The sequence below is a fragment of the Zobellia nedashkovskayae genome, from assembly GCF_015330125.1.
Taxonomy (GTDB): Bacteria; Bacteroidota; Bacteroidia; order Flavobacteriales; family Flavobacteriaceae; genus Zobellia; species Zobellia nedashkovskayae.
Genome location: NZ_JADDXR010000002.1, coordinates 4,660,615 through 4,687,304, shown reverse-complemented (window position 1 = coordinate 4,687,304; position 26,690 = coordinate 4,660,615). Strand labels below are relative to the sequence as shown.

Sequence of the window (26,690 nt, the reverse complement as noted above, 5' to 3'; positions counted from 1 at the left end):
GTAGTAATGCCAAATAAAAAAAGCACCCCATTGGGGTGCTTTTTAGTTATAACAACAAACACTTGAGTTATATACTAATCAAAAGTATATGCATTATCAGCGGCAACTTTGTCCGCTATTTCCGTACGTAGTGCTACTACATTAGGATTATTCGTGTATTTAGTGAAACGTTTTAAGCCCATTAGCATCATGCGTTGTTCATCGCCTTCGGCAAAAGAGATAATAGCTTCCTTACCTTTTTGAATAATAGTCTCGGTAGCACTGTATAGATATAATCTAGACATTGCTATCTGAGTTTTTTGAGAATCCTCTCCAGAACGTTTAGCATTTTTCTCAGTTCTCAATATGGTACTTTCCGCCATATATACTTCAATAAGAATATCTGCCGCAGAAAGCATTAATTGCTGATGTTTTTCTAATTCAGGACCATATTTTTGGACGGCGCTACCGGCAACCATTAAGAATACTTTCTTCAATCTCTTGATCAAATCTTTTTCTTCAGCAAAAAGTTCGGAGAAATCTGGCGTATCAAAAGAAGGAATTCCCATTAATTCTTCACCAACTGCAGATGCAGGACCTAATAAATCAACATGGCCTTTCATTGCTTTCTTCACAAGCATTCCAACAGCTAACATTCTGTTAATCTCATTGGTGCCTTCGTAGATGCGCGCAATACGAGCATCTCTCCATGCTTTCTCCATAGGAGCATCGGCACTAAAGCCCATTCCTCCAAAAATCTGAACACCTTCGTCCGTTGTGTTTTGAACATCTTCGGAAACAGCAACTTTTAAGATAGAACATTCTATGGCATATTCTTCAACACCTTTCAATTCAGCTTCTTGATGCGTATTACCTTCCGCTTCACGGATAGCAATGCGGTCTTCAATATTCTTGGCGGCACGATAACTAGCAGATTCACCCGCATATGCATTGGTAGCCATATTAGCAATTTTTGCTTTAATAGCACCAAAATTCATAATTGGCGTTTTAAACTGAATACGCTCATTGGCATAAACAACCGCTTCTTTTATTATTCTTCTTTGGGCATCTAAACAAGCTGCCGCTAATTTAATACGACCAATATTTAAAGCATTCATGGCTATTTTAAACCCGTTGCCACGCTCAGAAAGCATATTTTCAACAGGTACTTTTGTATCGCTGAAAAACACTTGGCGAGTAGAGGAGGAGTGAATACCTAATTTCTTTTCTTCGTCACCAAATGTAATACCGTTATCAGGTTTGTTCTCAACAATAAATCCTGTGATATTCTTATCATCTTCAATTCTTGCGAAAACAATAAACATACTGCAAAATCCAGCATTTGAAATCCACATTTTTTGTCCGGAAATGCTGTAATGCTTTCCATCTTCGGAAAGTACCGCTTTTGTTTTACCGGAATTGGCATCAGAACCTGCACCAGGTTCCGTCAAACAATAGGCACCAAACCATTCGCCAGAAGCTAATTTTGGAACATATTTTTGTTTTTGCTCTTCCGTTCCATACAACGTAATTGGCATAGTACCAATACCTGTATGTGCACCAAAGGCTGTACTAAATGAACCTGTAGCTCCAGAAATATAATCACAGACCAACATGGTAGAAACAAAGCCCATGCCCATTCCGCCATATGATTCAGGAACGGCAACACTTAAAAGTCCAAGTTCGCCTGCTTTACGCATACATTCTTCTGTATAGGCGTAATCTTTCTTCTCAAAGCGCTCCCAATGTGCCCAAAGTTCGCGATCAACGAATTCTTTGGTACTGTCACGCATCATCTTTTGCTCTTCACTTAAATCTTCTAAAGTGAAGATGTCTTCGCAGTTGGTCTCTTTTACCAAAAACTGACCGCCGCGTAGAATTTCTTTGCTCATAGTTTTATACTTAATGTTAGTTGTCTTGTATTAGTTCAAAAATTCATAAATACCGGCAGCACCTTGCCCTGTACCCACACACATGGTTACCATACCGTACTTACCTTGCATATTTCGCTTTCTCATTTCATCGAATAGTTGTACGGATAATTTACCTCCTGTACAGCCTAATGGATGACCCAGTGCTATAGCACCTCCGTTTACGTTCACGATATCCTTGTTCAGACCAAGTTCACGAATTACGGCAAGTGATTGCGAAGCAAATGCCTCGTTCAACTCAATTAATTCAATATCATTTTGTTTTAAACCTGCTTGCTTCAAAGCCTTTGGAATAGCCGCGATTGGACCAATACCCATAATTCTAGGAGGCACACCTGCAGCTGCATAGTTTACCATACGTGCAATAGGTTCAAGATTCAATTCTTTTACCATGTCTTCGCTCATAACCATTACAAAAGCTGCACCATCACTCATTTGTGATGAGTTACCTGCAGTAACACTTCCACCAGCAGCAAAAACTGGGCGCAATTTGTTTAAAACCTTTATTGAAGTTCCTTTTCTTGGTCCCTCATCTTTGTTTACCGTATACTTTCTAGTGGCTTTTTTTCCATTTTCATCAATATAAGTTTGCTCTACTTCAATAGGAACAATCTGATCTTGAAAACGGTCTTCCGCCTGGGCTTTTAAAGCCTTCATGTGCGAATTATAAGCGAACTCATCTTGGTCTTCACGAGATACTTTGTACTCGTTCGCTACAGCTTCGGCGGTGTTACCCATACCCCAGTAATAATCTTCATGACCTTCACTTACTAAATCGTAGTTCAATTCAGTTTTATATCCCGTCATAGGTACAGAACTCATACTTTCAGCACCACCGGCTATGATACAATCAGCCATTCCCGATTGAATTTTTGCAGTGGCAATACCAATAGTTTCTATACCTGAAGAACAAAATCGATTCACTGTAACTCCGGGAACATCAACAATGTCTAAACCCATTAATGAGATCAATCTAGCCATGTTCAGACCTTGCGACCCTTCTGGCATTGCGTTACCAACGATAACATCATCAATGCGTTTTTTATCAAAATCGGGCAATTCTTTCATCATGTATTCAATGGTCTCTGCGGCGAGCTCATCTGTCCGCTTAAACCTAAAAACACCTTTCGGAGCTTTTCCGACAGCCGTTCTGTATGCTTTAACTATATATGCAGTTTTCATTTTAAATGGTATTGAGTATTGAGTTTATTGTATTGAGATCTATAATGTTTTTTGAAACGAATAATTCATTTTTTGAATTTCAACACAAACGTCAATTACTGGTTTTACTTTTTCTTTTTTTATTAAGTTTAATTCGATTAAGAGTATTAACTGAGTTTGAAGTTCAAAAGCTGAACCATTTGCAATACTCAAAAAATGTTTAAACTCTTTTTGCGAATTTCTACCAGCTCCTTCGGCTATATTTGAAGGAATTGATACAGAGCATCTTTTAATTTGAGAAACTAGCCCGTATTTTTCTTCGGAAGGCAAATCAGCTGCTAGTAGATAAATGGATTTAGCTAATTCAATAGCCTTCTTCATTATTTTTAAATTTTCTACTTTATGCATTATATCTAATTTCCCAATTCTAATATCTCAATACTTATTTATAATTAATTTCTTAAAGGTTTACCTGTCTTTAACATGTGTTGGATACGCTCAAGTGTTTTACGTTCGGTACAAAGCGACAAGAAAGCTTCTCGCTCTAAATCCAATAGATATTGTTCGTTTACCATAGTAGGCTCCGATAAATCGCCACCAGCCATTACATAGGCCAATTTGTTTGCAATTTTCTTATCGTGCTCACTTATGTAGTGGCTAGCTTCCATAGAATCCGTACCCACTAAGAACATACCCAAAGCTTGTTTACCAAGTACTTTAATATCTGTTCGTTTAACCGGTTGCGTATATCCTGATTCAGCCATTAATTTTGCGTGTGCTTTTGCAGTTGCAATCTGACGGTCTTTGTTCACCACCACGATATCTTTGCCATGCTGAAGAATACCTAAATCATAAGCTTCATATGCTGAAGTTGAAACTTTGGCCATACCAATTGTCAGGAAATATTCCTGTAAGACATTCAATTCAACATCGTTCTTTTTGAACGTGTCCTGTGCTCTTACAGCAAACTCTTTTGAGCCACCACCGCCAGGGATAACACCAACACCAAATTCTACAAGACCAATATAGGTTTCGGCCGCAGCTACTACCATATCTGCATGAAGTGAAAGCTCACATCCGCCACCAAGGGTCATACCGTGAGGAGCAGAAACAGTTGGAATAGATGAGTAACGCATACGCATCATTGTATCCTGGAACATTTTAATAGCCATGTTAAGCTCATCATATTCTTGCTCAACGGCCATCATGAAAATCATTCCAATATTGGCGCCTACGGAGAAATTTGCCGCTTGGTTACCAACAACCAAACCTTGAAAATCTTTCTCGGCAAGATCAATGGCTTTATTAAGACCGGCAAGTACGTCACCGCCAATAGTGTTCATTTTAGATTGGAATTCAACATTTAAAATGCCATCACCCAAATCTTCAACAACTACACCACTATTTTTATATACCTCTTTGGTCTTTCTGATATTATCTAAAATGATAAAAGCATCTTGACCTGGTATTTTTTCTGCAGATTTTTTAGGAATGTCATAGAAATAAGTGGCTCCATCTTTTACAGAATAAAACCTTTCGTTTCCTGAAGCTTTCATTTCTTGTACCCAAGCAGCGGCCTCTAAACCTTCTGCTTTAATAAATTCAAGTCCTTTTTCTAAACCAACAGCATCCCAAATTTGGAAAGGCCCATGTTCCCAGCCAAAACCAGCTTTCATGGCATCATCAATTTTATAAAGCTCATCTGTTATTTCAGGAATTCTGTGCGATACATAGGCAAATAACTGACCGAAACTCTTTCTATAGAAGTCTCCAGCTTTATCCTTTCCACCAACTAATACGGCAAAACGGTCAACCACTTTATCAATGGTTTTGGTAAGCTCTAGTGTAGCGAACTTGGCACTTTTCTTGGCACGATAGTCCATGATGTCCAAATCCAACGTTAAGATTTCTGTCTTACCGTCTTTATCTTTTGATTTTTTGTAGAACCCTTGTCCGGTTTTACTTCCCAACCATTTACTCTCCATCATCGTATTGATGAAACCAGGTAATTTAAACAGCTCTAATCGTTCATCGTCCTTACAGTTTTCATAAATACCGTTGGCAACATGCACCAAAGTATCTAGACCAACTACATCAACAGTTCTGAAGGTGGCTGACTTAGGTCTGCCAATAACAGGACCTGTAAGTTTATCAACCTCTTCAATAGTCATGCCCATATCTTTCACGGTGTGAAAAAGACTTTGAATACTGAAAATACCAATCCGGTTTCCAATAAATGCAGGGGTGTCTTTAGCAACTACTGAAGTTTTTCCTAAAAACTGTTCTCCATATCCGTTAAGGAAATCAAGAACTTCTTGAGAAGTTTCAGGACCAGGAATTATCTCGAACAATTTTAAGTAACGTGCCGGATTAAAGAAATGCGTTCCGCAGAAATGTTTTTGGAAATCATCACTTCTACCTTCTGACATAAATTTAATAGGAATACCAGAGGTATTAGACGTAATCAAGGTACCAGGTTTTCTGTGTTTTTCGATAGTTTCGAAAACCATTTTCTTGATATCAAGACGTTCTACCACAACCTCAATAATCCAATCTACTTTACTGATTTTTGCAATATCGTCCTCAAGGTTTCCCGTTGAGATACGCGATGCAAATTTTTGATGATAGATTGGTGAAGGTTTAGATTTCAAGGCTGCCGTTAATGAGTCGTTTACCAACCTGTTACGTACTATCTTGTCTTCTAGTGTTAGACCTTTTGCTTTTTCTTTATCGTTCAATTCTCTTGGAACGATATCGAGCAACAACACTTCTACTCCGATATTTGCGAAATGGCAAGCAATGCCGCTACCCATAATTCCGGATCCAATGACTGCTACTTTTTTAATATGCTTGTTCACGATGTAGTTATTGGGTTATTAATTAATCTGTTTTAGAATCAAGGCTATCTTGATCGCTCATTAGATTGTCATTATTATAAATATTCTTTTCTGTAATAAGCTCGTTTATGGTTTCCATAACCTCAAAAAAGCTGTTGATTTTTTCCTCGGAAATATTATTTTTCACCGATTCATCAAACCGTAGGACCACATTTTTTGAATCGTTTCTTTTCTCTAATCCAAATTCCGTCAAATAGATTAGAACGCCACGCCCATCTTTAGGATTTGGTTTACGTTCAATAAGGCCTTGCTCTTCCATCCTTTTAAGAATACGCGATAAGCTTGTAGCTTCCATACCCATCTTAGGCCCTAGAGCTGTAGAAGGTGTGCCGGTTTTAGGGTCTACACTCAACAGTGTAAAACCTATAGCCATGGTTGAATCAAATTTTTTAGCCTCTTCGTTGTACATACGCGCTACTGCCTGCCATGTGGCACGCAATGCGTAGTCTATTGTAATATCTTTCATACATAAGGTGGGTTGACGGTTATCAAATATACAAAAAATATATTATGCATGCATAATATATTTTTGAATTTTTAAACCAGAAAAGCAACACTAATATGTATAAATTACTTTATTCGTAAGGGGTGAGGGCTTTAATTAGGAAAAGACTATATTTTTGTTAAAACCTAGAAAGTCATGTTTTGACATTAAGAACGCCCATAAATATCTTCATAGAGATCCATGTATTTGCCCTTAATAATTTTACGGCGAAGTTTTAGGGTAGGAGTAAGATGGCCGTCGTTAATATTCCATACATCTGGTGTTAAACGAAATTGTTTCACTTTCTCCCATTTGGCAAATTTTTCATTGGCTTCGTCTACTTCTTGTTGGTAACGAGCTAAAACTTGTTCGTTTTTAATGATGTCTGAATTCTCAGGTATCGTAATGTTATGTAATTTAGCCCATTCATGTAAAAAGGCAAAATCTGGTTGAATAAGGGCAGCTGGCATTTTTTCGCCTTCACCCACAACCATAATTTGTTCTATAAAACGAGATTGTTTAAAACGATTCTCTAATAACTGAGGAGCAACATACTTGCCGCCGGAGGTTTTGAACATTTCTTTTTTACGGTCTGTAATCTTCAAAAATCCGTCACTATCTAACTCACCAATATCTCCAGTATGGAAATAGCCGTCTATGATAACCTCTTCGGTTTTCTGTGGATCTTTGTAATAGCCTAGCATTACTTGAGGACCTTTTATGCAAATCTCACCATCAGCGGCAATCTTTACTTCAGTTCTGTTTATAGGTTTACCAACGGTTCCAATACGGAAACCTCCATTACGTATATCATTTACGGAAATAACCGGCGATGTTTCAGAAAGGCCATAACCCTCCATTAATCCAAATTCCGCAGCGTTAAAAATGCGTGCTAAACGGTGTTGCAGTGCTGCACTTCCAGAAGCAATAATACCTAGGTTTCCACCAAGGCCTTCTTTCCACTTACTAAAAATGAGTTTTCTGGCTATAGCTAGTTGTTGTTCGTACCACCAACCATTTTTACCATAAGGTTCATATCTAAGACCTATTTTAACGGCCCAGAAGAACAACATCTTTTTAATACCTGTAAGTTCTGATCCTTTGGCAATTATTTTATCGTACACTTTTTCTAAAAGCCTAGGTACCGCGGTCATTACATGAGGCTGTATTTCTTTAAGATTTTCACTAATCAGCTCAAGAGACTCTGCGTAATAGATAGAAACACCTCTGTACTGGTAGAGATAGATTAACATACGCTCATAAACATGGCATAAAGGCAAAAAACTTAATGCTTTAGCTTTACCATCATTTATAGGAAAACGGCTAGAACTTTCAATAGCGTTGCTTACTAGGTTGTCATGAGAAAGCATAACACCTTTTGGTCTTCCTGTAGTTCCTGAAGTATATATAAGAGTAGCAAGATCAGTTGGTTTAACTGAATCCTTTAATTTTTCTACTTCGTCTTGGTTAGCTATATCCGCACCAAGCTCAAGTACCTTTTCCCAACTATCACAATCGCTTATTTCATCAAAAGAATAGACGTGTTCCAGACTTGGGACTTGGTCTTTAATACTTTTAACTTTTTGAAATACTTCTCCACAAGAGACAAAACAGTATTTAGCTTCTGAATGATTAAGCACATAGGCATAATCTTCTTCGGATATAGTTGGATAAACAGGAACATTCTGTGCGCCAATTTGAAGAATACCAATATCCATAACGTTCCATTCCGTTCTGTTGGTCAAAGAAATCACCGCAATTTTATCGTTGGGTTTTACACCCATTCGGAGCAAGGCACGGCTCATTGTGTTTGCTTGATCTATGTACTCTTTAGTGGACAAAGAAATCCACTTACCACCCTTTTTTGAGATAAGTGATTTTTCTAAATTATATTTCTCCAACTGATAGTAGGGGAAGTCAAAAAGTCGGGTAATATTTTGCATATTTTGTATCTAAATGGTCCTTGCAAATTACGAAAGAACATGGAAGTTTAAAATGACTTTCACAAAATTAGCATCAATTTTATGAGAAATCACTATTTCACCTACTCATAACGCACATCTTGACTGATAATTTTGTAAGACAGCAATAAAAAGAAAATGAAATAGTTATATATTTTTATATAGTATTAAGGTAAGAAAAAACTTATACACTAAAAATAATTCTTACATATCCCAAATTTTACCTCTAAAGTATGCCCTAAAACTACTTATCATGAAATTCTTTTTACAAAAAATGACCTATCTGATATTATTATCGGGTATAATGGGTCAATCTCAATCAACTCCGTTCGCTTGTGATTTTAATGCGTATTTATTTCAATATAATGATATCTATGCACTAGACCTAGCTTCGGGAAGTTCATATTTGGTGTCAGAAAATATAACTCCTGGTAATGTAAATGCCGTAGCTTATAATACAACTGACGGTTATATTTGGGGATATTTATCAACTCCGTCTCAATCTATTGTTCGCATAGGAAAGGATTTTACAGTAGAACAACATACTATTCCAGAATTGCCCACTGGTAACAAATACGTTGGGGATATTTCAACAGACGGTATCTACTACTTTAAAGCCGGTGGTGCATCTTATTATAAAATTGATTTAAATCCTGAATCTGAAACCTACCTTGAATATTTGGGAGAATTTTCTTTGAGCCAGAGCCTTTCCATAGCGGACTGGGCCTTTAATGCTAAGGACAATAAACTGTATACTGTAGAGCGGGGAACCAATGTGCTTTACAGAATTTCTGATGAAACAGGAGCGGTAGAATCGTTGGGTGAAGTGCCTATTTTGGAAGGGTTGAACTATACCTTTGGCGCTGTTTATTTTGATGTAGATGGCAATTTTTATATTTCGGCAAATCAAACAGGTGCGGTCTATAAAATAGATAGCGTTCAAGATATAAGCTTTGGTGTAATGAATTCCAATATTTTTGCTTTTGGTCCTGCTGCATCAAGTAATGATGGAGCAAGGTGCCCTACTGCGCCTGTGCCTCAGGAAGATTGTATTAATGGGGTAGATGACGATGGAGATGGGCTTGTAGATTGTGATGACCCTTCATGTTCCGGTGTGGCTTCTTGTCCAACAATCAACCTTACCTCAGGGGCTAATGATGGTGGTCTAGAAAGTAATGACAGGTTATCTTCATTGATAGGAGAGCGGAATTACAACCGGGCTAAAACCAATTATAAGTTTGATAAGCTAACGGCCAAAAAGGTTATGAAAGGCGCTACTTATGCCAAGACGGGAAAATTTTCTCCAGATGCTATTCCATTAAACGAATTGGTTCCTTTAGATGTTGTTGGTGAAAGTAGTACTATAGAGTCTTCTCCGGCCGATCTTTTAGACCTTACCAATGCTTCTGACATATATTCGGTAGATTATTTAAGAAAGGATGACAATATAGGCGCGCTAATGGTCATTAAGACCGATAATAAAGTTTATGAGCATAGTAAGTTTATATGTGATAGATTTCTTGGTGCTCAGTTATTATCTGTATCTAATATACAGTTGCGAGAGAAAGATTTTATTAAATCGATTATTAAACAACCAGACGGAAGCACAGAATTCGCATTAACCTTTTCAGTGCGACTGGATGCTAACGACCAATTTGTTGTAGAATCGCATTGGAATATTGATGCTTACGCAGAGAACTCGGCCTATTACAACTTTCAGATATGGTCCAATACGGTAGATGATTTGCTATTGCTTGCAGATGAGATTTTGAATCTCTTAGAAGTGCATAGTCCTATTTCAGAATTTAAAGGTTCTACACCGCCACCGGTTTTTGTGAAATCGGCAAAATATGCCAAAGGAGAGGTTATTCTTAATTTGGTGAATAATAATAAAACAGAAAAAATACAGCTTGAAGGCGGTCTTAAAAAGACAGAGACCAGCGAAACAGAAAGCATGACTTTAGCAGCGCCTATTGATGGGTATTTAGATTCCGTTGCTTTAAGTACAGGAAATATTTTCGATTTTGGTTTTAGAGTGAGTATTGCCAATGGTACTCCAGATGACCTTTTTGTAGCTGATGCCCCTTGGGGATTAGATGGCTCATCAGATGGTACTACGGTAGATAATTATGAAGTGATGCCCGTTCAAACGCCCTATATGGAAGATGGCTACCCTGTTGAACGAAATGTTGAGTTGAGCGGAAAAACATCAAGCTATATTGGAGTGTATCGCGCACTGAGTCCACGATTTACACCAGTAAATTTATCGGATTATGGAAAACTGACTTTTGAAGCTAGTGGAACTGGAGTATTGGAAGTAAAATTATTAAAGGGCGATGGTGAATCATACACAGCAAAAGTGAATTTAACTTCTGAGACAAATACCTTTAATTTATTAGACTCAGATTTTAAAAGCTCGACGAATGCAACAACTGATTTTGACAGCTTAAAAGTCATCAATTTTAATTTATTGGCGGAAGGTGGAAGTGTAGAGGAAAAGCAAATGAGCTTATCCAATGTTTCTTTCAATAATAATGAGGAAAACAAGATTTTTATTTCCGAAAATACTTCAGAATCAGTGGTATACCCTAATCCAATGCAATCTGAATCTAGTCTATATTTTTACGAAGAAAGCGCTGGCACGTATACTTTTGAACTGTTTAATATGGCTGGTAAAAAAATCTCATCTCATGATATGAATGGCGATACAAAAGAAGGTCAGAATATGATCATAGTACGGCGGAAAAATTTGAATTCAGGACTATATTTCTATAAAATTACGAGTAGTAATGATAAAGTATGGAGTAGTAAGTTAATGGTGAAATAACTGTTTTTAAGCTTAGAAGTGAAGTTAAAGATGCAATTTCATTCCCTCGTGACTAGCTGTAAAACCCAACTTTTCATAAAATTTTAGTGCATCGGGCCGCCTTTTGTCCGTAGTGAGTTGTACAACGTGTGCTCCCTTTTGCTTCGCACGTTGTATAGCCCATTCAAATAATTGTTGCCCTATTCCTTTACTTCGGTAGTCTTCATGTACACGCACGGCTTCTATTTGAGCGCGAATTCCTCCTTGGTAAGTTAGGTAAGGAATGAATGATAGTTGTATAGTGCCAATTACCTGTTCAGTCTCATTCTCAAAAACTATTAGTTCTTGGTTTTGATCTCCGTTTATAGCTTCAAAAGCATCGTAATATTTTTGTGGTAAAGGTTCTTCATAATCTTCCCGCAGTTTGCCCAATTTATCATTGGCTAATAGCGCTACAATTGCGGAAACATCACTTTCCTTTGCTTTTCGGATTTTCATATCAAACTAAAATATAAAAAAAAACAGCGTGCACATTTAAGTACACGCCGTTTTAAAATTTTGAATAGGTATGCTTTCTTGGACTATTTAGTCTCCAAAATCCATTTTTTAGCATTTACAAAAGCCTCTAACCATGGAGATACTACATCATTAGCACCTTCTGGGTAATATGCCCAGTTCCAAGGGAAAATAGAACGTTCAATATGCGGCATGGTTACCAAATGGCGACCTGTGGTATCACAAAGCATAGCTGTGTTAAAGTCACTTCCGTTAGGATTGGCTGGGTAGCCTTCATAACCGTATTTAGCAACAACGCCGTATTGGTCTTCGTTATGTGGAAGACTAAATTTTCCTTCGCCATGAGAAATCCAAACACCTAAAGAGGTTCCTGCTAAACTTGAAAGCATAACCGAGTTGTTTTCTTGAATCTTAACCGATGTAAAATTACTCTCGTGCTTATGAGAGTCGTTATACGTTAATCTACCATGGGTTTCATGCTCAGGGTTGATGAGGTCTAACTCCATAAACAACTGGCAACCGTTACAAATACCAATAGATAAGGTATCTGGTCTTGCAAAGAAGTTTTTAAGAGCGGTATTTGCTTTTTCATTGTATTTAAAAGCTCCTGCCCATCCTTTGGCACTTCCTAGAACATCTGAGTTGGAAAATCCGCCAACGGCACCAATAAACTGAATGTCTTCAAGGGTTTCACGACCAGAAATTAAATCGGTCATGTGAACGTCTTTTACATCAAAACCGGACAAGTACATGGCATTTGCCATTTCGCGTTCAGAATTACTTCCTTTTTCACGAAGGATAGCCGCTTTTGGTCTTTTACCAGTACTAGCAGGGACAGTAGATAAATTTATGTTTTTAGGAAATTTGTACTGAAGTGGCTGATTTTTATAATTATCAAAGCGGTCTTTAGCTAAATTTTTAGCTGTTTGTTTGTTGTCTAGTAAATAGGAAGTTTTGAACCATGTATCTCTTAAAGAGTCAATGTTCAAGCCCATTTCCATTCCTCCATTTCTGATTTTCAGAACGGTACCGGAAACTACGTTTCCTATTTTCTTGAAATCTATGTTGAGGTCAGCTAATTTTTGCTCTACAGATTCATTTTTCGCTTGAAAAACAATTCCCGAGTTTTCTGAGAAAAGTAATTTTATAGTGTCTTCTTCACCTAAACTAGATAAGTCTAATTCTGCTGATAAATTGATATTGGCAAAACATAATTCCAATAAAGTAGTAATTAAACCACCAGAAGCAACATCATGTCCAGCAGCGATTTCATCTTCTTTTATCAAGTTTTGAATGGCGTTGAAAACCGTTTTAAAATAGGCTACATCTTTAATGGTCGGTGCTTCAGTACCTATGGTATTACGAACCTGGGCAAAAGAAGAACCTCCCAATTTATAAGAGTCTTTAGATAGGTTGATGTAGTAGATAGCACCACTATTTTTCTTTAAAACAGGCTCTACTACCTTGGTAATGTCATCACAATTTCCAGCAGCAGAAATAACCACCGTACCTGGTGCGATAACGTCACCATCCTTATATTTTTGTTTCATTGAAAGCGAATCCTTTCCAGTTGGCACATTAATACCTAAAGCAATGGAAAAGTCGGATACCGCTTCAACAGCTTCGTACAAACGGGCATCTTCACCTTCATTTTTACAAGGCCACATCCAGTTGGCAGAAAGCGAAATGGATTTTAAATTCTCTTTTAGTGGAGCCCAAATAATATTAGTCAAAGACTCCGCAATACTATTTAAACTTCCTGCAGCTGGGTCGATTAATCCGGAAATAGGAGAGTGGCCAATACTGGTGGCAATACCTTCCTTTCCTTTAAAATCTAAGGCCATAACACCACAATTGTTCAACGGAAGTTGTAATGGTCCGGCACATTGTTGTTTGGCAACACGTCCGCCAACACAACGGTCAACCTTGTTCGTTAGCCAATCCTTACAGGCAACAGCTTCAAGCTGTAGCAATTGTTCTAAATAATCGTGAAAAAACTCTAACGAGTACTCTGGATCGGTATATTTTCTTTTAACGGTTGTATCCGTCATTATGGTTTTTGGAGAACTTCCGAACATATCTTCCAAATTCAAATCCATTGGTTTTTCACCCGTGGTAGCTGATTCAAAAGTAAACTTATGGTCGCCAGTTACATCTCCTACTTCGTACATTGGAGAACGCTCACGGTCCGCAATACGATGTAGTAAATCAATATCTTCTTTACCAATAACCAAGCCCATACGTTCTTGGGACTCGTTACCGATTATTTCCTTAGCCGATAGCGTAGGGTCACCTACCGGAAGTTGGTCTAAATCTATTTTTCCGCCCGTATCTTCAACTAATTCTGAAAGACAGTTCAAATGTCCGCCAGCACCATGATCGTGAATGGAGACGATTGGGTTTACATCATTTTCTACCATACCTCTGATAGCGTTTGATGCTCTTTTCTGCATTTCTGGGTTGGAACGCTGTATAGCATTTAACTCAATGGCAGAACTAAATGCACCGGTATCAGCACTTGAAACGGCTGCACCACCCATACCAATACGGTAGTTGTCACCTCCTAAGATTACAATTTTATCACCCGTTCTAGGTGTATCTTTTAAAGCCTGTTCTGCTTTCCCGTAGCCAATACCACCGGCTTGCATGATGACTTTATCGAAACCTAGTTTTCTTGTATTCTTTTCGTTGCTGTCTTTAGATTCGTCATGTTCAAAAGTCAATACAGAACCAGTAATTAAAGGCTGCCCAAACTTATTTCCAAAATCTGAAGCACCGTTTGACGCTTTTATAAGAATGTCCATTGGAGTTTGGTACAACCATTCCCTTTCTGGGAATGCTTTTTCCCATTCTCTATCTTCTTCTAGACGAGAATAGGCAGTCATGTAAACAGCAGTTCCTGCCAATGGTAATGAACCTTTTCCACCTGCCAAACGGTCACGAATTTCTCCACCAGAACCTGTAGCAGCACCATTAAAAGGCTCTACGGTAGTAGGGAAATTGTGTGTTTCTGCTTTTATAGAAATAACCGAATTATACTCCGATTCTTGGTAAAAATCGGGTTTATCGGCAGTTTTTGGTGCAAATTGGATTACTTTAGGCCCTTTTACGAAAGCCACGTTATCTTTGTAGGCTGAAACAATATCGTTAGGAAACTCTTGCGATGTTTTCTTGATAAGCTTAAAAAGTGAAGATGGTTTTTCTATGCCATCAATAATAAAAGTACCGTTGAATATTTTATGACGACAATGTTCCGAGTTTACTTGGCTAAAACCAAAAACTTCAGAATCGGTTAGTTTTCTGTCTAATTTCTTAGCAAGATTCTCTAAATAAGTAACCTCTTCATCGTTTAAGGCTAAACCTTCTTGCTTATTATAATCACCTATATTTTCTATTTCTAGAACTGCTTCAGGAGCAACATCAATCTGGAAAATAGACTGAGTGAGTCCGTTGAATTTTTCAGAAAGCATCGGGTCAAAATCGGTATATTTTTCGCTTGACGCTGTAAATTCTTCAATTCTAATGATACCCTCTATACCCATGTTCTGGGTAATTTCCGTAGCATTCGTGCTCCAGGGCGTTATCATTGCTGCCCTTGGGCCAACAAAAAAGGCGTCTATAGACGCCGTATTTATTTTTGGTAGGTTGCCGAACAACCATATAAGTTTGTTATTGTTTTCTTGCGAAAGTTCTTCAACCGTTTGAACGGCAAAGACTTTTTTGGCTACATCCCCGAAGAAGTGAATCATTTAGCTTGTAAATTGATAGGTTTGAGAAAAGGCAAATTTAGCCTTTAAAAGGTTCTTTTTAAAGGAGTATTGCAAATTTTTCTAAGTAGAAGTTAACAGGTTGTTGATTACTTTGTATGCCCAGTTTCTCTTCTACTTAAAGCGAAAACTGCTTCATATCATATTAATAAACCTCTGAACCTTTGTAGTTATTAAAAAAAACTAGCTTTTCTTTTCTAGCAACGCCATATAGAATCCGTCAAACCCGCTTTTGGAAGCATAAATCTTTTTCTCCTTTACCAAACTGAAGTCTTTTCCTTCTTCTGAAGATAAAAAAGATTTGACTTGGTCATTGTTTTCTTGAGGAAGAATAGAACAGGTTGCATACACCATTTTTCCACCCGGCTTTACAATTTTACTGTAACTACGGATAATTTCATGTTGCGTTTTCATGATTTTTTCAAGAAACGCAGGCTGCATTTTCCATTTGCTATCCGGGTTTCTTCGTAATACTCCAATACCAGTGCACGGGGCATCTATAAGGACGCGGTCTGCGCTACCATATAGCTTTTTGAAAACTTTGGTAGAATCAATTTCGCGAGTCTCAATATTATGGGCATCGTTTCTTCTAGCACGTCTTTTTAGCTCCTTTAACTTACTGCCATAGATGTCCATGGAGATTAGCTGACCTTTATTTTCCATAAGGGCAGCCAAGTGAAGCGATTTTCCTCCAGCACCAGCGCAAGTATCAACTACCCGTTGTCCTGGTTTTACATCTAAATATTCGGCAACTAGCTGCGATGAAGCATCTTGAACTTCAAAATACCCTTTTTTGAATGATTCGGTAACAAAGACATTGGCACGCTCTGGTAATCTAAGGGCACTTGCATACCCTTTTATAGGTTCTACAACAGTACCTTCATCTAGCAAAGCTTTACGAAGCGTTTCCTTGTTCGTCTTTAGAGTGTTGGTTCTAAGAATAACTTCAGCCTGTACGTTAAGTGCAGCACTTTCTGCAGTCCATAACTTTTCTCCTAAAGCTTTTTCGCAGATTTCATCTATCCAATCTGGCATAGATTCGCGGAACTTTCTAATTTTTGAAAGTTCATCAAATTTACCTTTGATACGGCGCTCAGGTGTTGGTTCTAACTGTTTCCAATCAGGTAGGCTTATTCCTTTTAGAACAGCCCATACAGCCCATATTCTAAAAAGGTCAGGTCTGCTAAAAGGTCCTTTTACTTCAGCAATTTCAGTATACAATCGCTTATAGCGAACAATTTCATAGGTGGTTTCAGCAATAAAACCACGGTCACGAGCACCCCAGCGTTTATCGAATTTTAGTACTTTCTGTACTACCTTATCGGCATATTCTCCTTCGTTAAAAATCAAATTCAAGGCATCGATTACTGCGAAAACCAGGTTTCTATGTAGCTTCATTACAAAAAATTAAGGCTGCAAAGGTATTGTTTTGCCGTTGGATTACCTGTATTTTTGAGAAACTTTGTACGTATGCGTTTTCTACTTCCCTTTTTAATTGTTATTCTCTTCGTCTCCTGCTCCGAAAAACCAAAAAATGAACCCTTTACATCTGTTGAAGTAGACATTATTTATGAAGATTCAGTGAGCATTAGAGCTATTGAAATTATGGGAAATAGTTTGGGCTACGCAGGTAGCAATGGCGTATTTGGAAGTGTAGATATTACTACAGGAAAAGTAAGGGAGAGTATAGAAAAGTATCATACGACTATTCCTGAATTCCGTTCTATTGCCCATACATCAACAGATTTTTTTATGCTATCCGTAGCCAACCCGGCCTTGTTATATAAAACAGGTGAGAATGGACGTATGCAATTGGTCTATAAGGAAGAAGATGAAAGTGTTTTCTACGATGCCATGACATTTTGGAACGATACCGAAGGTATTGCCGTTGGCGATATCATGAACGGTTGTTTAAGTATTCTGATTACAAGAGATGGAGGTAATACATGGAAAAAAATGCCGTGCGCACAGTTACCAGAAGGCGTAGAGGGCGAAGGCGCGTTTGCAGCGAGTAATTCGAATATTAAGGTTTTGGGAGGCAAGACATGGATAGCTACCAATAAGAGCCGTATTTATTTTTCAAGTGATAAAGGAAAATCTTGGCAAGTTTATAAAACACCCGTAAAGAGTTCTGTTGAAACTCAAGGTATTTTTTCAATTGATTTTTATGATGAAAATCTGGGAGTTGTTATTGGCGGTGATTTTCAGGACCCAGATACTAGTACAGGAAATAAGGCTATAACTATAAATGGTGGTAAAACGTGGCAACTGATGGCGGATGGTCAAAATCCACAATATAAAAGCTGTATTCAATTTGTACCTGGTTCTAACGGCAATGGTCTTGTGGCTATAGGGTTTACAGGTCTATCATACTCAAGTGATAGAGGAGTTTCTTGGAAGCAATTATCAGACGAGTCGTTTTACACACTTCGCTTTTTAAATGATTCCGTTGCATACGCCGCAGGAAAAAATAGGATTGCCAAACTAGTTTTTAAATAAATCTTGAATGTTCTAGAGTCTATCTTTGTTTATTTTCGCCTCGTTTTTGGTGGTACTTTTTAATAAGTTGTTTTTTAAACTCATTTTCAGAACGCAATAACAAGAGCGTTTTCTTAGCTGTGATTACTTTAGCCGCTTTTTTGATAAAGTCCTTTCTTATGTCTTCCTCTTCTTGCTCAAACTCTAAAAATAGTTCGACAATTGCATTAGCCTCTTTTTCTGAAAGTGTTTCAGACTCTTCTACTTTATTTCTAATTTGCTTGTGTTCTTTATCTCTAAGTACGCCACGCTTATTTTCGTATTCATTGTAGATTGGCCAAAAGGCTTGTGCCTCTTTGCTGCTTAAGTCTAATTTTTCAGTTAAAAAAGCTATTTTAAGCGACTTTATCTTAGCGTAATCATGTGGTCTCTGCGCATAAAATTGCGTAGATGCTAGTAAAAGCACCATGGTTACTAGTATTTTTTTTAATCTATTCATTGTCTTCAAGATTTAATTCGTCAAAATAATCTGTGTTCTCATTAATGTAGTCTAGCACGTTTTCTTCGCTAAAATTACTCTCGAACATATCTGTCATTTCAAGTTCACTTATGGGCATTACCTCTGCTAATTCATAGCTGGTAAGGTCTAACTCGTTTTGGTCAAAGTAATTTTCAATATCTGACTGGGCCAAATCATCAAAACTAATCTCGTTTGTTTTGTTTAAGTTCAATACCAGCGCTACTACCAATGCTGCAGCTGCTGTTGCCGCTGCGTAATAATATTTTTTATACGATTTTAATGTTATGACCTTACTTTGCTGTTCTTCTTTTAATTTTTTCTGAAGTGCATCACCTAAAGAATCAAAATAACCATCAGGAAGCTTAAAACCTTCTTTTTTGGGTATAGCCGAATCTTCATTAGAGAGCTTTTCAAAAAGATTTTTATCAAACTCTTTAAAATAGCCTTCTGGGGCTTTAAACGGATTGTTTTTATCGAATGGCTTCATATGCTATGCTGCTAAAGATATTCTTTTTGTTCTTTTAAATAGGATTCTATCTTCTTGGTTGCCAGGTGATAAGAGGCTTTTAGCCCTCCAACCGATGTTTCAAGAATCTCTGAAATTTCTTCGTATTTAAGCTCTTGAAAATATTTCATGTTGAATACCAACTTCTGTTTTTCAGGCAGAGTGGCTATCGCCTTTTGTAGTTTCAACTGAATTTCTTCTCCTTCAAAATATACGTCTGCTTCTAGGTTTTCAACTAAACGGTCCTGCAATTCACTATCGCTAACCCCCATCATTCTTGATTTGACTTTAAGAAAGGAGAGTGCTTCGTTAGTTGCTATCCTATACATCCAGGAATACAGTTTACTATCACCTTTAAAATTTGAAATGTTTTTGTAAACCTTAATGAATGTGTTCTGTAGTACATCATCCGTATCATCGTGATTCAACACAATTCTACGAATATGCCAGTATAGACGTTCTTTATAGGTCTCTACTAGCACACCAAAAGCGCTGGCCTGCGTTTCTGTTTGCTGTAACTGATTTACTAAGGTTTCCTCTGCAATCAAATGAATTGTGCTTAAATTCTATAGTTAAGACTATAAATTTAGGAAAAGGTTTAATTACCTAGCTTAAAGATTGCATTTGCACTAATTTTTTATAGGCGCCGTCCTTTGCGATAAGTTCATCGTGAGAACCTTGTTCTACTATCTCGCCTTTTTGAAGTACGACAATGGTATTGGCATTCTGAATGGTGGAAAGTCTATGGGCAATAACGATGGAAGTTCTATTACGCATCATTTTTTCAAGAGCATCTTGCACCAAGCGCTCACTCTCCGTATCTAAAGCGGAGGTAGCTTCATCCAGTATCATGATAGGAGGATTCTTTAGTACTGCTCTTGCAATAGATAGACGTTGTTTTTGACCACCACTAAGCTTGTTTCCGCTATCACCAATATTGGTATCATAGCCATTTGGTAATTCTGCTATAAAGTCGTGGGCATTGGCAATTTTAGCAGCTTCTATAATTTCTTCTTTGGAGGCATTTTCTTTGCCTAAGGAAATATTATTCGCTACCGTATCATTAAATAAAATAGAATCTTGGGTCACAAGACCTAACAGACCTCGTAATGATTTTTTAGAGATATCTTTAATGTTATGCCCATCTATTGATATTTCGCCTTCGTTTACATCGTAAAAACGAGTAACAAGATTGGCAATGGTACTTTTACCACTACCGGACTGACCAACAAGAGCTACTGTTTCGCCTTTGGGAACTTTTAAATTGAAATTCTTAAGTACATATTCATCTTCATACTTAAAAGAGATGTTTTGTAAATCTACGCCACTATCAAAAGTATCCTTAATTAGGGCATCGGGTTTATCCACAATTGGATTTTCTGTTTCAAGAATTTCCATAACTCGCTCTGCAGCGGCATTTCCTTTTTTAACACTGTACGAGGCTTTACTAATAGCTTTTGCAGGTGTTAAAATCTGATACGAAAGTCCCATATAGGTAATGAAAAGCCCAGGCGCTAAAGTTTTTTCTACAAGCACCATTTGCCCACCGTACCAAAGGATTACTCCAATGGCAGCAATGCCAAAAAATTCGCTAGTAGGCGAGGCGAGGTTTTGCCTATTGAGCAAACTGTTGGAATAATTATAAAAGCGTTTTGTAGATGTTTGAAAAGTTCTGCCAAATCTAGATTCCGCATTAAATGCTTTAATGACCCGTAAGCCGCTTAGAGTTTCTTCCAAAATGGATAAAAAGTGCCCTTGTTCTCTTTGCACCTTATCCGATTTTCGTTTTAAAGATTTTCCTATCAACGAAATTAAAAATCCCGAAAGAGGAAGAAATAAGAATACGAACAACGTGAGCTTTGGACTTATAGACAACATGGCTACAATAGTAAAGATTATAGTCAACGGTTCTCTTACTATGAGCTCCAATATAGATAAAAAGGAATGTTGTATTTCTAAAACATCAGAAGTTATACGGGCAATTGTATCGCCTTTCCTTTTTTCTGAATAGTAGGAAATAGGCAGTTCTACGGTCTTATCGTAAAGCTCGTTACGCAAATCCTTAAGAACGCCGTTACGTAAGTAGGTAATGAAATACATGGCCAAGTAATTGAACACATTTTTCATGAAAAACATTCCGATGATCAAGGCCACCATAAAAATTAGTACATCGCCGGAATCTCCCTGTCCACTTCTTTGGGTGACAAAGAAATTAAGATATTCCATTATATAATCCTTCGCTTCAGAGAGACCGTTCCAAGCCGGTTTTTCGTATACCGGCTTAGTATTGTCGAACATAACTGTCAACATCGGAAACAATGAAATCATTGCCAATGTTGAAAACAAGGCATAGAGAATATTTGAAACAATATTTAAAATCGCAAATAATTTATACGGCTTTGCGAACCGAAGGATTTTTTTGAAATACTCCATTAACCGAGATTAAGTTCTCTAAGAATATCCTGAATTTTATTATCCAATTCTTTAGAGACTTTTTTGAAATCTTCTGCTTTATCCAATGTCGTATTTGTACTGATATAAAATTTTACCTTAGGTTCAGTTCCACTTGGCCTTGCAGCTATTCGGGTTCCATCTTCAGTTTCGTATATCAATACATTGGATTTTGGAATATCTATTGCTTTTTCTTCACCTGTAAGTACATTTTTGGCAATAGAAGTATTGTAGTCTTCAATCCATTTTACTTTTGAACCGGCTACAGAAGAAACAGGATTTTCTTTAAAGTCTTTTAGCATTTGTTTGATTTCCTCGGCACCGCTCATTCCCTTTTTAGTAATGGAAATCAGTTTTTCTTTATAGAAACCATAGTCAACATAACAGTCAATTAATTGGTTATAAAAAGAGCTACCATTGGCCTTTGCCTGAGCTGCAATTTCACAAGCCAATAGGGTAGAGGTAACGGCGTCTTTGTCACGTACAAAATCACCTACCATATAACCAAAGCTTTCTTCGCCACCACCAATAAAGTTTGATTCTGGGAAGTCTTTTATCATCTTACCAATCCATTTAAAACCTGTAAGAGCGGTTTTGAACTCTACACCATATGCTTTTGCCATAGCTTCCATCATTGGGGTAGAAACGATTGTAGTTGCAATGAATTCATTGCCTTTAAATCCTTTTTGTTTTTGTTGGTCCAAAAGAAATTTGGTCATCAAAATCATGGCTTGGTTACCATTAACGATTTCCATTTCTCCGTCAAGGTTACGAACTGCAATACCTAAACGGTCACTATCAGGATCCGTGCCAACAACCATATCAGCACCTATCTCTTCAGCTTTTGTAACAGCCATAGAAAGTGCTTCGGGCTCTTCAGGGTTTGGTGATTTTACAGTTGGGAAATCTCCATCTGGTTTGGCCTGCTCTTCAATTATAGTTACATTTTTATAACCTGCTCTTTTTAATACTTCTGGAATAGCTGTAATTGATGTGCCATGAAGCGAAGTGAAAACGAGTTTAAAATCGTCTTTACCGGCAGCATTGAAATTTCCTTTTGCAACAGAAGCTTCAATAAAAGCTTCATCTACATCTTTATCTATAATCTCAATAAGACTGTCGTTCGCCTCAAAATTGATATCTTCAAAAGAAAGCGAATTAATTTCAGAAATGATTTCGCCATCTTGTGGTGGTACAATTTGGCCGCCATCTGTCCAGTATACTTTGTAACCATTGTATTCTGGCGGGTTGTGAGAAGCAGTCAATACAATACCTGCATGACACTCTAAATGTCTAACGGCAAATGAAAGCTCAGGAGTAGTACGTAGTTCAGAAAATAGATACACCTTAATACCGTTGGCAGAAAGTACTTCCGCCACAGTTCTCGCCAAGGTGTCACTATTATGACGGCAATCAAAAGCGATAACCACTTTTAAATCCTTTTTACCGTATGTTTTTATAATGTAATTACTAAGGCCTTGCGTGCTTTTGCCTAAAGTATACTTGTTTATTCTATTTGTACCCACGCCCATAATACCACGCATGCCACCAGTACCAAATTCCATTTGTTTGTAAAAACGGTCTTTTAGTTCATCGGTATCGTTATCGATTAAGTTTTGAACTTCTTTTCTTACTTCTGGGTCAAAAAAATCAGTTAACCAAGATTTGGCGGTTTTTAGAATGGCATCCATAGTAGTGTCTATATTATGTGTGTTTATTAGCGTTTAAAATTACGAAGAATATTGCTTTACTTTTGTCTCTGAGCCTATTTCTTCGGAAATGGTATAACGTGTTTCGTTTTTTCGTGATCTTATTAAAATTTCCCCTAAAAATCCAGCTAAAAATAATTGAGTCCCTAAAATCATTGCAGTAAGCGCAATGAAAAATTGTGGGCGGTCAGTTATTAATCGCCCATAAGGGTTGATAAAAAGCTTATCGACACCTAAATAAATGGCAAAACCAAAGCCTATTATGAACATTAGGACGCCCAAAGCACCAAATAAATGCATGGGTTGACGACCGAATTTAGATACAAACCAGATGGTGAGCAAATCTAGAAAACCATTTATAAAACGTTCCATTCCAAACTTGGTCTTACCATATTTACGGGCTTGATGCTTAACAATTTTTTCGCCTATGTTACTGTATCCCGCATTTTTTGCCAAAACGGGAATGTAACGATGCATTTCACCGGAAACTTCAATGGTTTTGATAACTTTTTTATCAAAAGCTTTCAATCCGCAATTAAAGTCATGCAGCTTTACGCCTGAAGTTCTTCTAGCGGCCCAGTTGAATAATTTAGAAGGCATATTCTTGAAAAGAACGGAATCAAAACGTTTTTTCTTCCAGCCAGAAACTAAATCGAACTTATCTTCCTTTATTAACCGGTACAGTTCTGGAATTTCTTCTGGATCATCCTGAAGGTCGGCATCCATAGTAATAACTACGTTTCCTTCCGCTGCCTTAAAACCAGCGTGTAACGCTTGAGATTTACCAAAATTAGTTCTAAATCGTAATCCTTTTACATTTGGATTTGATTCAGAAAGACCTGTAATAATTTTCCAAGAATCATCAGTACTGCCATCATCTATAAAAAGAATTTCATACGTAAAGTGGTTGGAACGTAGTACGGTTACAATCCAATCATGAAGCTCTTTTAAAGATTCTTCTTCGTTAAGTAAGGGTATAATTATGGACAGATCCATTCACAGTTTCTATAAGTCTGACCAAAAATACAATTTTGATACTGAAGTCATTTAAACTTTTCGGCTATAACGCTTCTTTCTTGTTGGGGACTTAATTCTTATTATTACTATTTGTGTTGTACGAATAAGTTAAGATATTGATAATTATCAAATTAAGAGCCTTAACCGAAAATAAATAATAAATATCCCAAAAAAGATCTCTAATAGGCAGGCTTTTCTTTTTTTAGAATTAGACCGGTAATAACACCTACAACTAGACCAATAAGAATGTTCATGATTAAAATTATTGGATAAGACATCCAAGAGAAAGACTTCTGCATTTCAATACCTTTATCTATCTCTTCTTCGGTTAGTTTAGGGTTGTCCACTAAGGCTTCCTGTTTTGCAATCTCATACATTTTGTCCATATATTCAGGTTCTACGTAACTAGAAAAGACATAAAAATAAAGTATACCTAAAATACCTGCTATAAGAGCAACACCTGCACCAACTTTTAAGGCCTCGGAAATCGTAAGATAATTTAGATTGCTTTTTTTAAATTGATAGATACCTAATACTATACCAACAATTAGAATTAATGTTTGCGTGCCTTGAACTGCAAGACCGCGTTCATAGTGCATGTCCATAGTATAAAGCATTATGCCAAATGCAATACCAATACCACCTACAAGCAGGCCGTAATTAAAAGCAAACTTTCCTGTTTCAGCTTTACTTTCTTCCATTTTATTGTTCTTTTTGGTTGTTTTCAAAGTTAGTGGTTGTTTTTGTTTCTTTGTTACAGAAGAAAATATCTTTTTTTTGTTTCTTTTTTTAGAATATAGATTGTGGGTTAAATAAAATTAATTAAATTTGCAGCCTTAAAATGAGTGCCTGTTGGAATGGGTGCGTAAAATTTTATTTATAATGAAGAAAGATATACACCCAGAAAATTATAGATTAGTAGCTTTTAAAGACATGTCTAACGACGAGGTTTTTTTAACTAAATCTACAGCAGTTACCAAAGAAACTTTAGAAGTTGATGGTGTTGAATACCCAGTTGTAAAATTGGAAATTTCAAGAACATCTCACCCTTTTTATACTGGTAAAGCTAAACTTCTGGATACTGCAGGACGTATTGACAAGTTCAAGAACAAATACGACAAGTTTAAGAAAAAACCAGCAGCTCCAGCACCGGCAGCTACTGAAGATAAAGCTGATACAGAAGAAAAATAATTTCTTTTACAAGATATTTACAAAGCCTCCACAATTGTCGGAGGCTTTTTTAGTTTATAACATGGCCAATATTTGCACTATTGACCGGACGGATTAGAAAAGCAGAATACCTATTTTAGTAAAAAAATAACCAGCCATGAACTATATTCTTTTTGACGGTACGGTAAGAGACAACTTGTTACCCTTTACTTTTACAAGGCCAGTTGCCGATATACGAGTAGGTATATTGACCATTAGAGAGAAATGGGAAAAGTATTTGGGAAATACCACAACAACCATTACCGAAGAATATCTATCTGAGAAATTTCCAATGGTTGAGATGGAGGAAAATGTGCTGATCAATGCCTCTTTTTTACCGAATCAAAAATTGATAGATTTAGTTCAGGACTTAAAAGAAAACGAGGCTATTTTTCAAGGTGATGAAGTCATCGCTTTTTTTACCAATGAAAGTCAAGAAGAAGTAGACTTTGATACGTATAAGCAAATTGAATTTGAAGAAGATTTAATCCAAATAGTTAACACCTGGGATATTTTCTCTAAAAATGGGGAGGCATTACAAGCCGATTTCGATTTTATAACCGAGGGAAGAAAAAGCCAGCCTATACCTAAAAGCAACACTTTAATTCATCCTGAGCGAATTTTCATGGAAGAAGGTGCACAGGTAGAACATAGTATTTTAAATGCAACAGATGGCCCTATTTATTTAGGTAAAAATTCAGAAGTTTGGGAAGGTAATCTTATCCGTGGTGCATTTGCACTTTGTGATAATGCTGTTGTTAAAATGGGAGCTAAAATTTATGGGGCTACTACTATAGGACCTTACGGAAAGGTATGTGGTGAGATTAGTAACTCCGTAATTTTCGGGTACTCTAGTAAGGGGCATGAAGGTTATTTAGGTAATGCTGTTTTAGGGGAGTGGTGTAATATTGGCGCAGATTCTAATAACTCCAACCTAAAGAATAATTATGCAAAAGTCCGTTTATGGAATTACGCTACAGAGAGTTTTGAACAGACCGGCTTGCAGTTTTGTGGGCTTATGATGGGAGACCATAGTAAAACTGCTATTAATACCATGTTTAATACAGGAACGGTAATTGGGGTAAACTGCAATATTTATGTTCCCGGTTTTCCACGTAATTTTGTTCCTAGTTTTAGTTGGGGTGGAGCCTCTGGATTTTCTACATATAGTACATCTAAAGCTTTTGAGGCAGCTAAAGTAATGATGGCTAGAAGAAATGTAGAGTTTGATGATAAGGAGGCCCGTATTTTAGAACACGTTTTTGAGTTAACTAAAAAGTGGCGGAACTACTAAGTTTA

20 protein-coding genes are annotated in these 26,690 nt (G+C 37.1%); 4 read left to right on the top strand and 16 right to left on the bottom strand.

The window, feature by feature from the left end:
• Positions 1-74: 74 nt before the first annotated feature.
• The 6 genes from IWB64_RS19340 to IWB64_RS19315 all read right to left on the bottom strand — a co-directional run bounded on the left by IWB64_RS19340 (position 75) and on the right by IWB64_RS19315 (position 8,395).
• Positions 75-1,871 carry an acyl-CoA dehydrogenase family protein gene (locus IWB64_RS19340; RefSeq protein WP_194535571.1) on the bottom strand — a complete coding sequence of 599 codons (1,797 nt, stop codon included), beginning with the start codon at positions 1,869-1,871 and terminating at the stop codon, positions 75-77.
• Between the two features lie 30 nt (positions 1,872-1,901).
• Positions 1,902-3,092, bottom strand: a complete 1,191-nt coding sequence (locus tag IWB64_RS19335; protein ID WP_194535570.1) for an acetyl-CoA C-acyltransferase — start codon at positions 3,090-3,092, stop codon at positions 1,902-1,904.
• Positions 3,093-3,131: 39 nt separating this feature from the next.
• Positions 3,132-3,479, bottom strand: a complete 348-nt coding sequence (locus IWB64_RS19330; protein ID WP_194535569.1) for a four helix bundle protein — start codon at positions 3,477-3,479, stop codon at positions 3,132-3,134.
• A 44-nt stretch (positions 3,480-3,523) separates the two neighbouring features.
• Positions 3,524-5,929, bottom strand: a complete 2,406-nt coding sequence (locus IWB64_RS19325) for a 3-hydroxyacyl-CoA dehydrogenase/enoyl-CoA hydratase family protein (RefSeq protein WP_194535568.1) — start codon at positions 5,927-5,929, stop codon at positions 3,524-3,526.
• A 22-nt stretch (positions 5,930-5,951) separates the two neighbouring features.
• Positions 5,952-6,434 (bottom strand): MarR family winged helix-turn-helix transcriptional regulator, encoded by a 483-nt coding sequence (locus IWB64_RS19320; RefSeq protein WP_194535567.1) that lies wholly within the window; start codon positions 6,432-6,434, stop codon positions 5,952-5,954.
• 185 nt (positions 6,435-6,619) lie between these two features.
• Positions 6,620-8,395, bottom strand: a complete 1,776-nt coding sequence (locus IWB64_RS19315; RefSeq protein WP_194535566.1) for an AMP-dependent synthetase/ligase — start codon at positions 8,393-8,395, stop codon at positions 6,620-6,622.
• Positions 8,396-8,666: 271 nt separating this feature from the next.
• Between IWB64_RS19315 and IWB64_RS19310 the strand changes: the two genes are divergently transcribed.
• Entirely contained in the window at positions 8,667-11,240 is a 2,574-nt protein-coding gene (locus tag IWB64_RS19310; RefSeq protein WP_194535565.1) for a T9SS type A sorting domain-containing protein, read from the top strand.
• Positions 11,241-11,264: 24 nt separating this feature from the next.
• Here IWB64_RS19310 and IWB64_RS19305 read toward each other — a convergent pair whose 3' ends face one another.
• From IWB64_RS19305 to IWB64_RS19295, 3 genes are all read right to left on the bottom strand, one after another.
• On the bottom strand, positions 11,265-11,717 hold the full coding sequence (locus IWB64_RS19305) for a GNAT family N-acetyltransferase (protein ID WP_194535564.1): 453 nt from the start codon (positions 11,715-11,717) through the stop codon (positions 11,265-11,267).
• 83 nt (positions 11,718-11,800) lie between these two features.
• Positions 11,801-15,484: a phosphoribosylformylglycinamidine synthase gene (purL, locus tag IWB64_RS19300; protein ID WP_194535563.1), complete on the bottom strand. Its 3,684-nt coding sequence runs from the start codon at positions 15,482-15,484 to the stop codon at positions 11,801-11,803.
• A gap of 201 nt (positions 15,485-15,685) precedes the next feature.
• On the bottom strand, positions 15,686-16,900 hold the full coding sequence (locus IWB64_RS19295) for an RsmB/NOP family class I SAM-dependent RNA methyltransferase (RefSeq protein WP_194535562.1): 1,215 nt from the start codon (positions 16,898-16,900) through the stop codon (positions 15,686-15,688).
• A 72-nt stretch (positions 16,901-16,972) separates the two neighbouring features.
• On the opposite strand from IWB64_RS19295, the gene IWB64_RS19290 reads away from it, so the two are divergent.
• Positions 16,973-18,001: a WD40/YVTN/BNR-like repeat-containing protein gene (locus tag IWB64_RS19290; RefSeq protein ID WP_194535561.1), complete on the top strand. Its 1,029-nt coding sequence runs from the start codon at positions 16,973-16,975 to the stop codon at positions 17,999-18,001.
• Positions 18,002-18,020: 19 nt separating this feature from the next.
• Here IWB64_RS19290 and IWB64_RS19285 read toward each other — a convergent pair whose 3' ends face one another.
• From IWB64_RS19285 to IWB64_RS19255, 7 genes are all read right to left on the bottom strand, one after another.
• A complete protein-coding gene (locus IWB64_RS19285; protein ID WP_194535560.1) occupies positions 18,021-18,479 on the bottom strand; it encodes a hypothetical protein in 459 nt (152 codons plus the stop codon).
• A complete protein-coding gene (locus IWB64_RS19280; protein ID WP_194535559.1) occupies positions 18,472-18,987 on the bottom strand; it encodes a hypothetical protein in 516 nt (171 codons plus the stop codon). The genes IWB64_RS19285 and IWB64_RS19280 overlap by 8 nt, the downstream gene beginning before the upstream one ends.
• An 11-nt stretch (positions 18,988-18,998) precedes the next feature.
• On the bottom strand, positions 18,999-19,553 hold the full coding sequence (locus IWB64_RS19275) for an RNA polymerase sigma factor (protein ID WP_194535558.1): 555 nt from the start codon (positions 19,551-19,553) through the stop codon (positions 18,999-19,001).
• Between the two features lie 58 nt (positions 19,554-19,611).
• Positions 19,612-21,438, bottom strand: a complete 1,827-nt coding sequence (locus IWB64_RS19270; protein WP_194535557.1) for an ABC transporter ATP-binding protein — start codon at positions 21,436-21,438, stop codon at positions 19,612-19,614.
• The gene (locus IWB64_RS19265; RefSeq protein WP_194535556.1) at positions 21,438-23,147 is read right to left on the bottom strand and encodes a phospho-sugar mutase; all 1,710 of its coding nucleotides are present in this window, start codon (positions 23,145-23,147) and stop codon (positions 21,438-21,440) included. Before IWB64_RS19265 ends, IWB64_RS19270 begins: the two co-directional genes overlap by 1 nt.
• A 39-nt stretch (positions 23,148-23,186) precedes the next feature.
• On the bottom strand, positions 23,187-24,161 hold the full coding sequence (locus IWB64_RS19260) for a glycosyltransferase family 2 protein (RefSeq protein WP_194535555.1): 975 nt from the start codon (positions 24,159-24,161) through the stop codon (positions 23,187-23,189).
• 200 nt (positions 24,162-24,361) lie between these two features.
• A complete protein-coding gene (locus tag IWB64_RS19255) occupies positions 24,362-24,883 on the bottom strand; it encodes a DUF4199 domain-containing protein (protein ID WP_194535554.1) in 522 nt (173 codons plus the stop codon).
• A 181-nt stretch (positions 24,884-25,064) separates the two neighbouring features.
• Here IWB64_RS19255 and IWB64_RS19250 point away from each other — a divergent pair, with 181 nt between their 5' ends.
• Both IWB64_RS19250 and IWB64_RS19245 read left to right on the top strand, forming a co-directional pair.
• Positions 25,065-25,373 carry a type B 50S ribosomal protein L31 gene (locus tag IWB64_RS19250; protein ID WP_194535553.1) on the top strand — a complete coding sequence of 103 codons (309 nt, stop codon included), beginning with the start codon at positions 25,065-25,067 and terminating at the stop codon, positions 25,371-25,373.
• A gap of 136 nt (positions 25,374-25,509) precedes the next feature.
• On the top strand, positions 25,510-26,685 hold the full coding sequence (locus IWB64_RS19245; RefSeq protein ID WP_194535552.1) for a GlmU family protein: 1,176 nt from the start codon (positions 25,510-25,512) through the stop codon (positions 26,683-26,685).
• Positions 26,686-26,690: the final 5 nt, after the last annotated feature.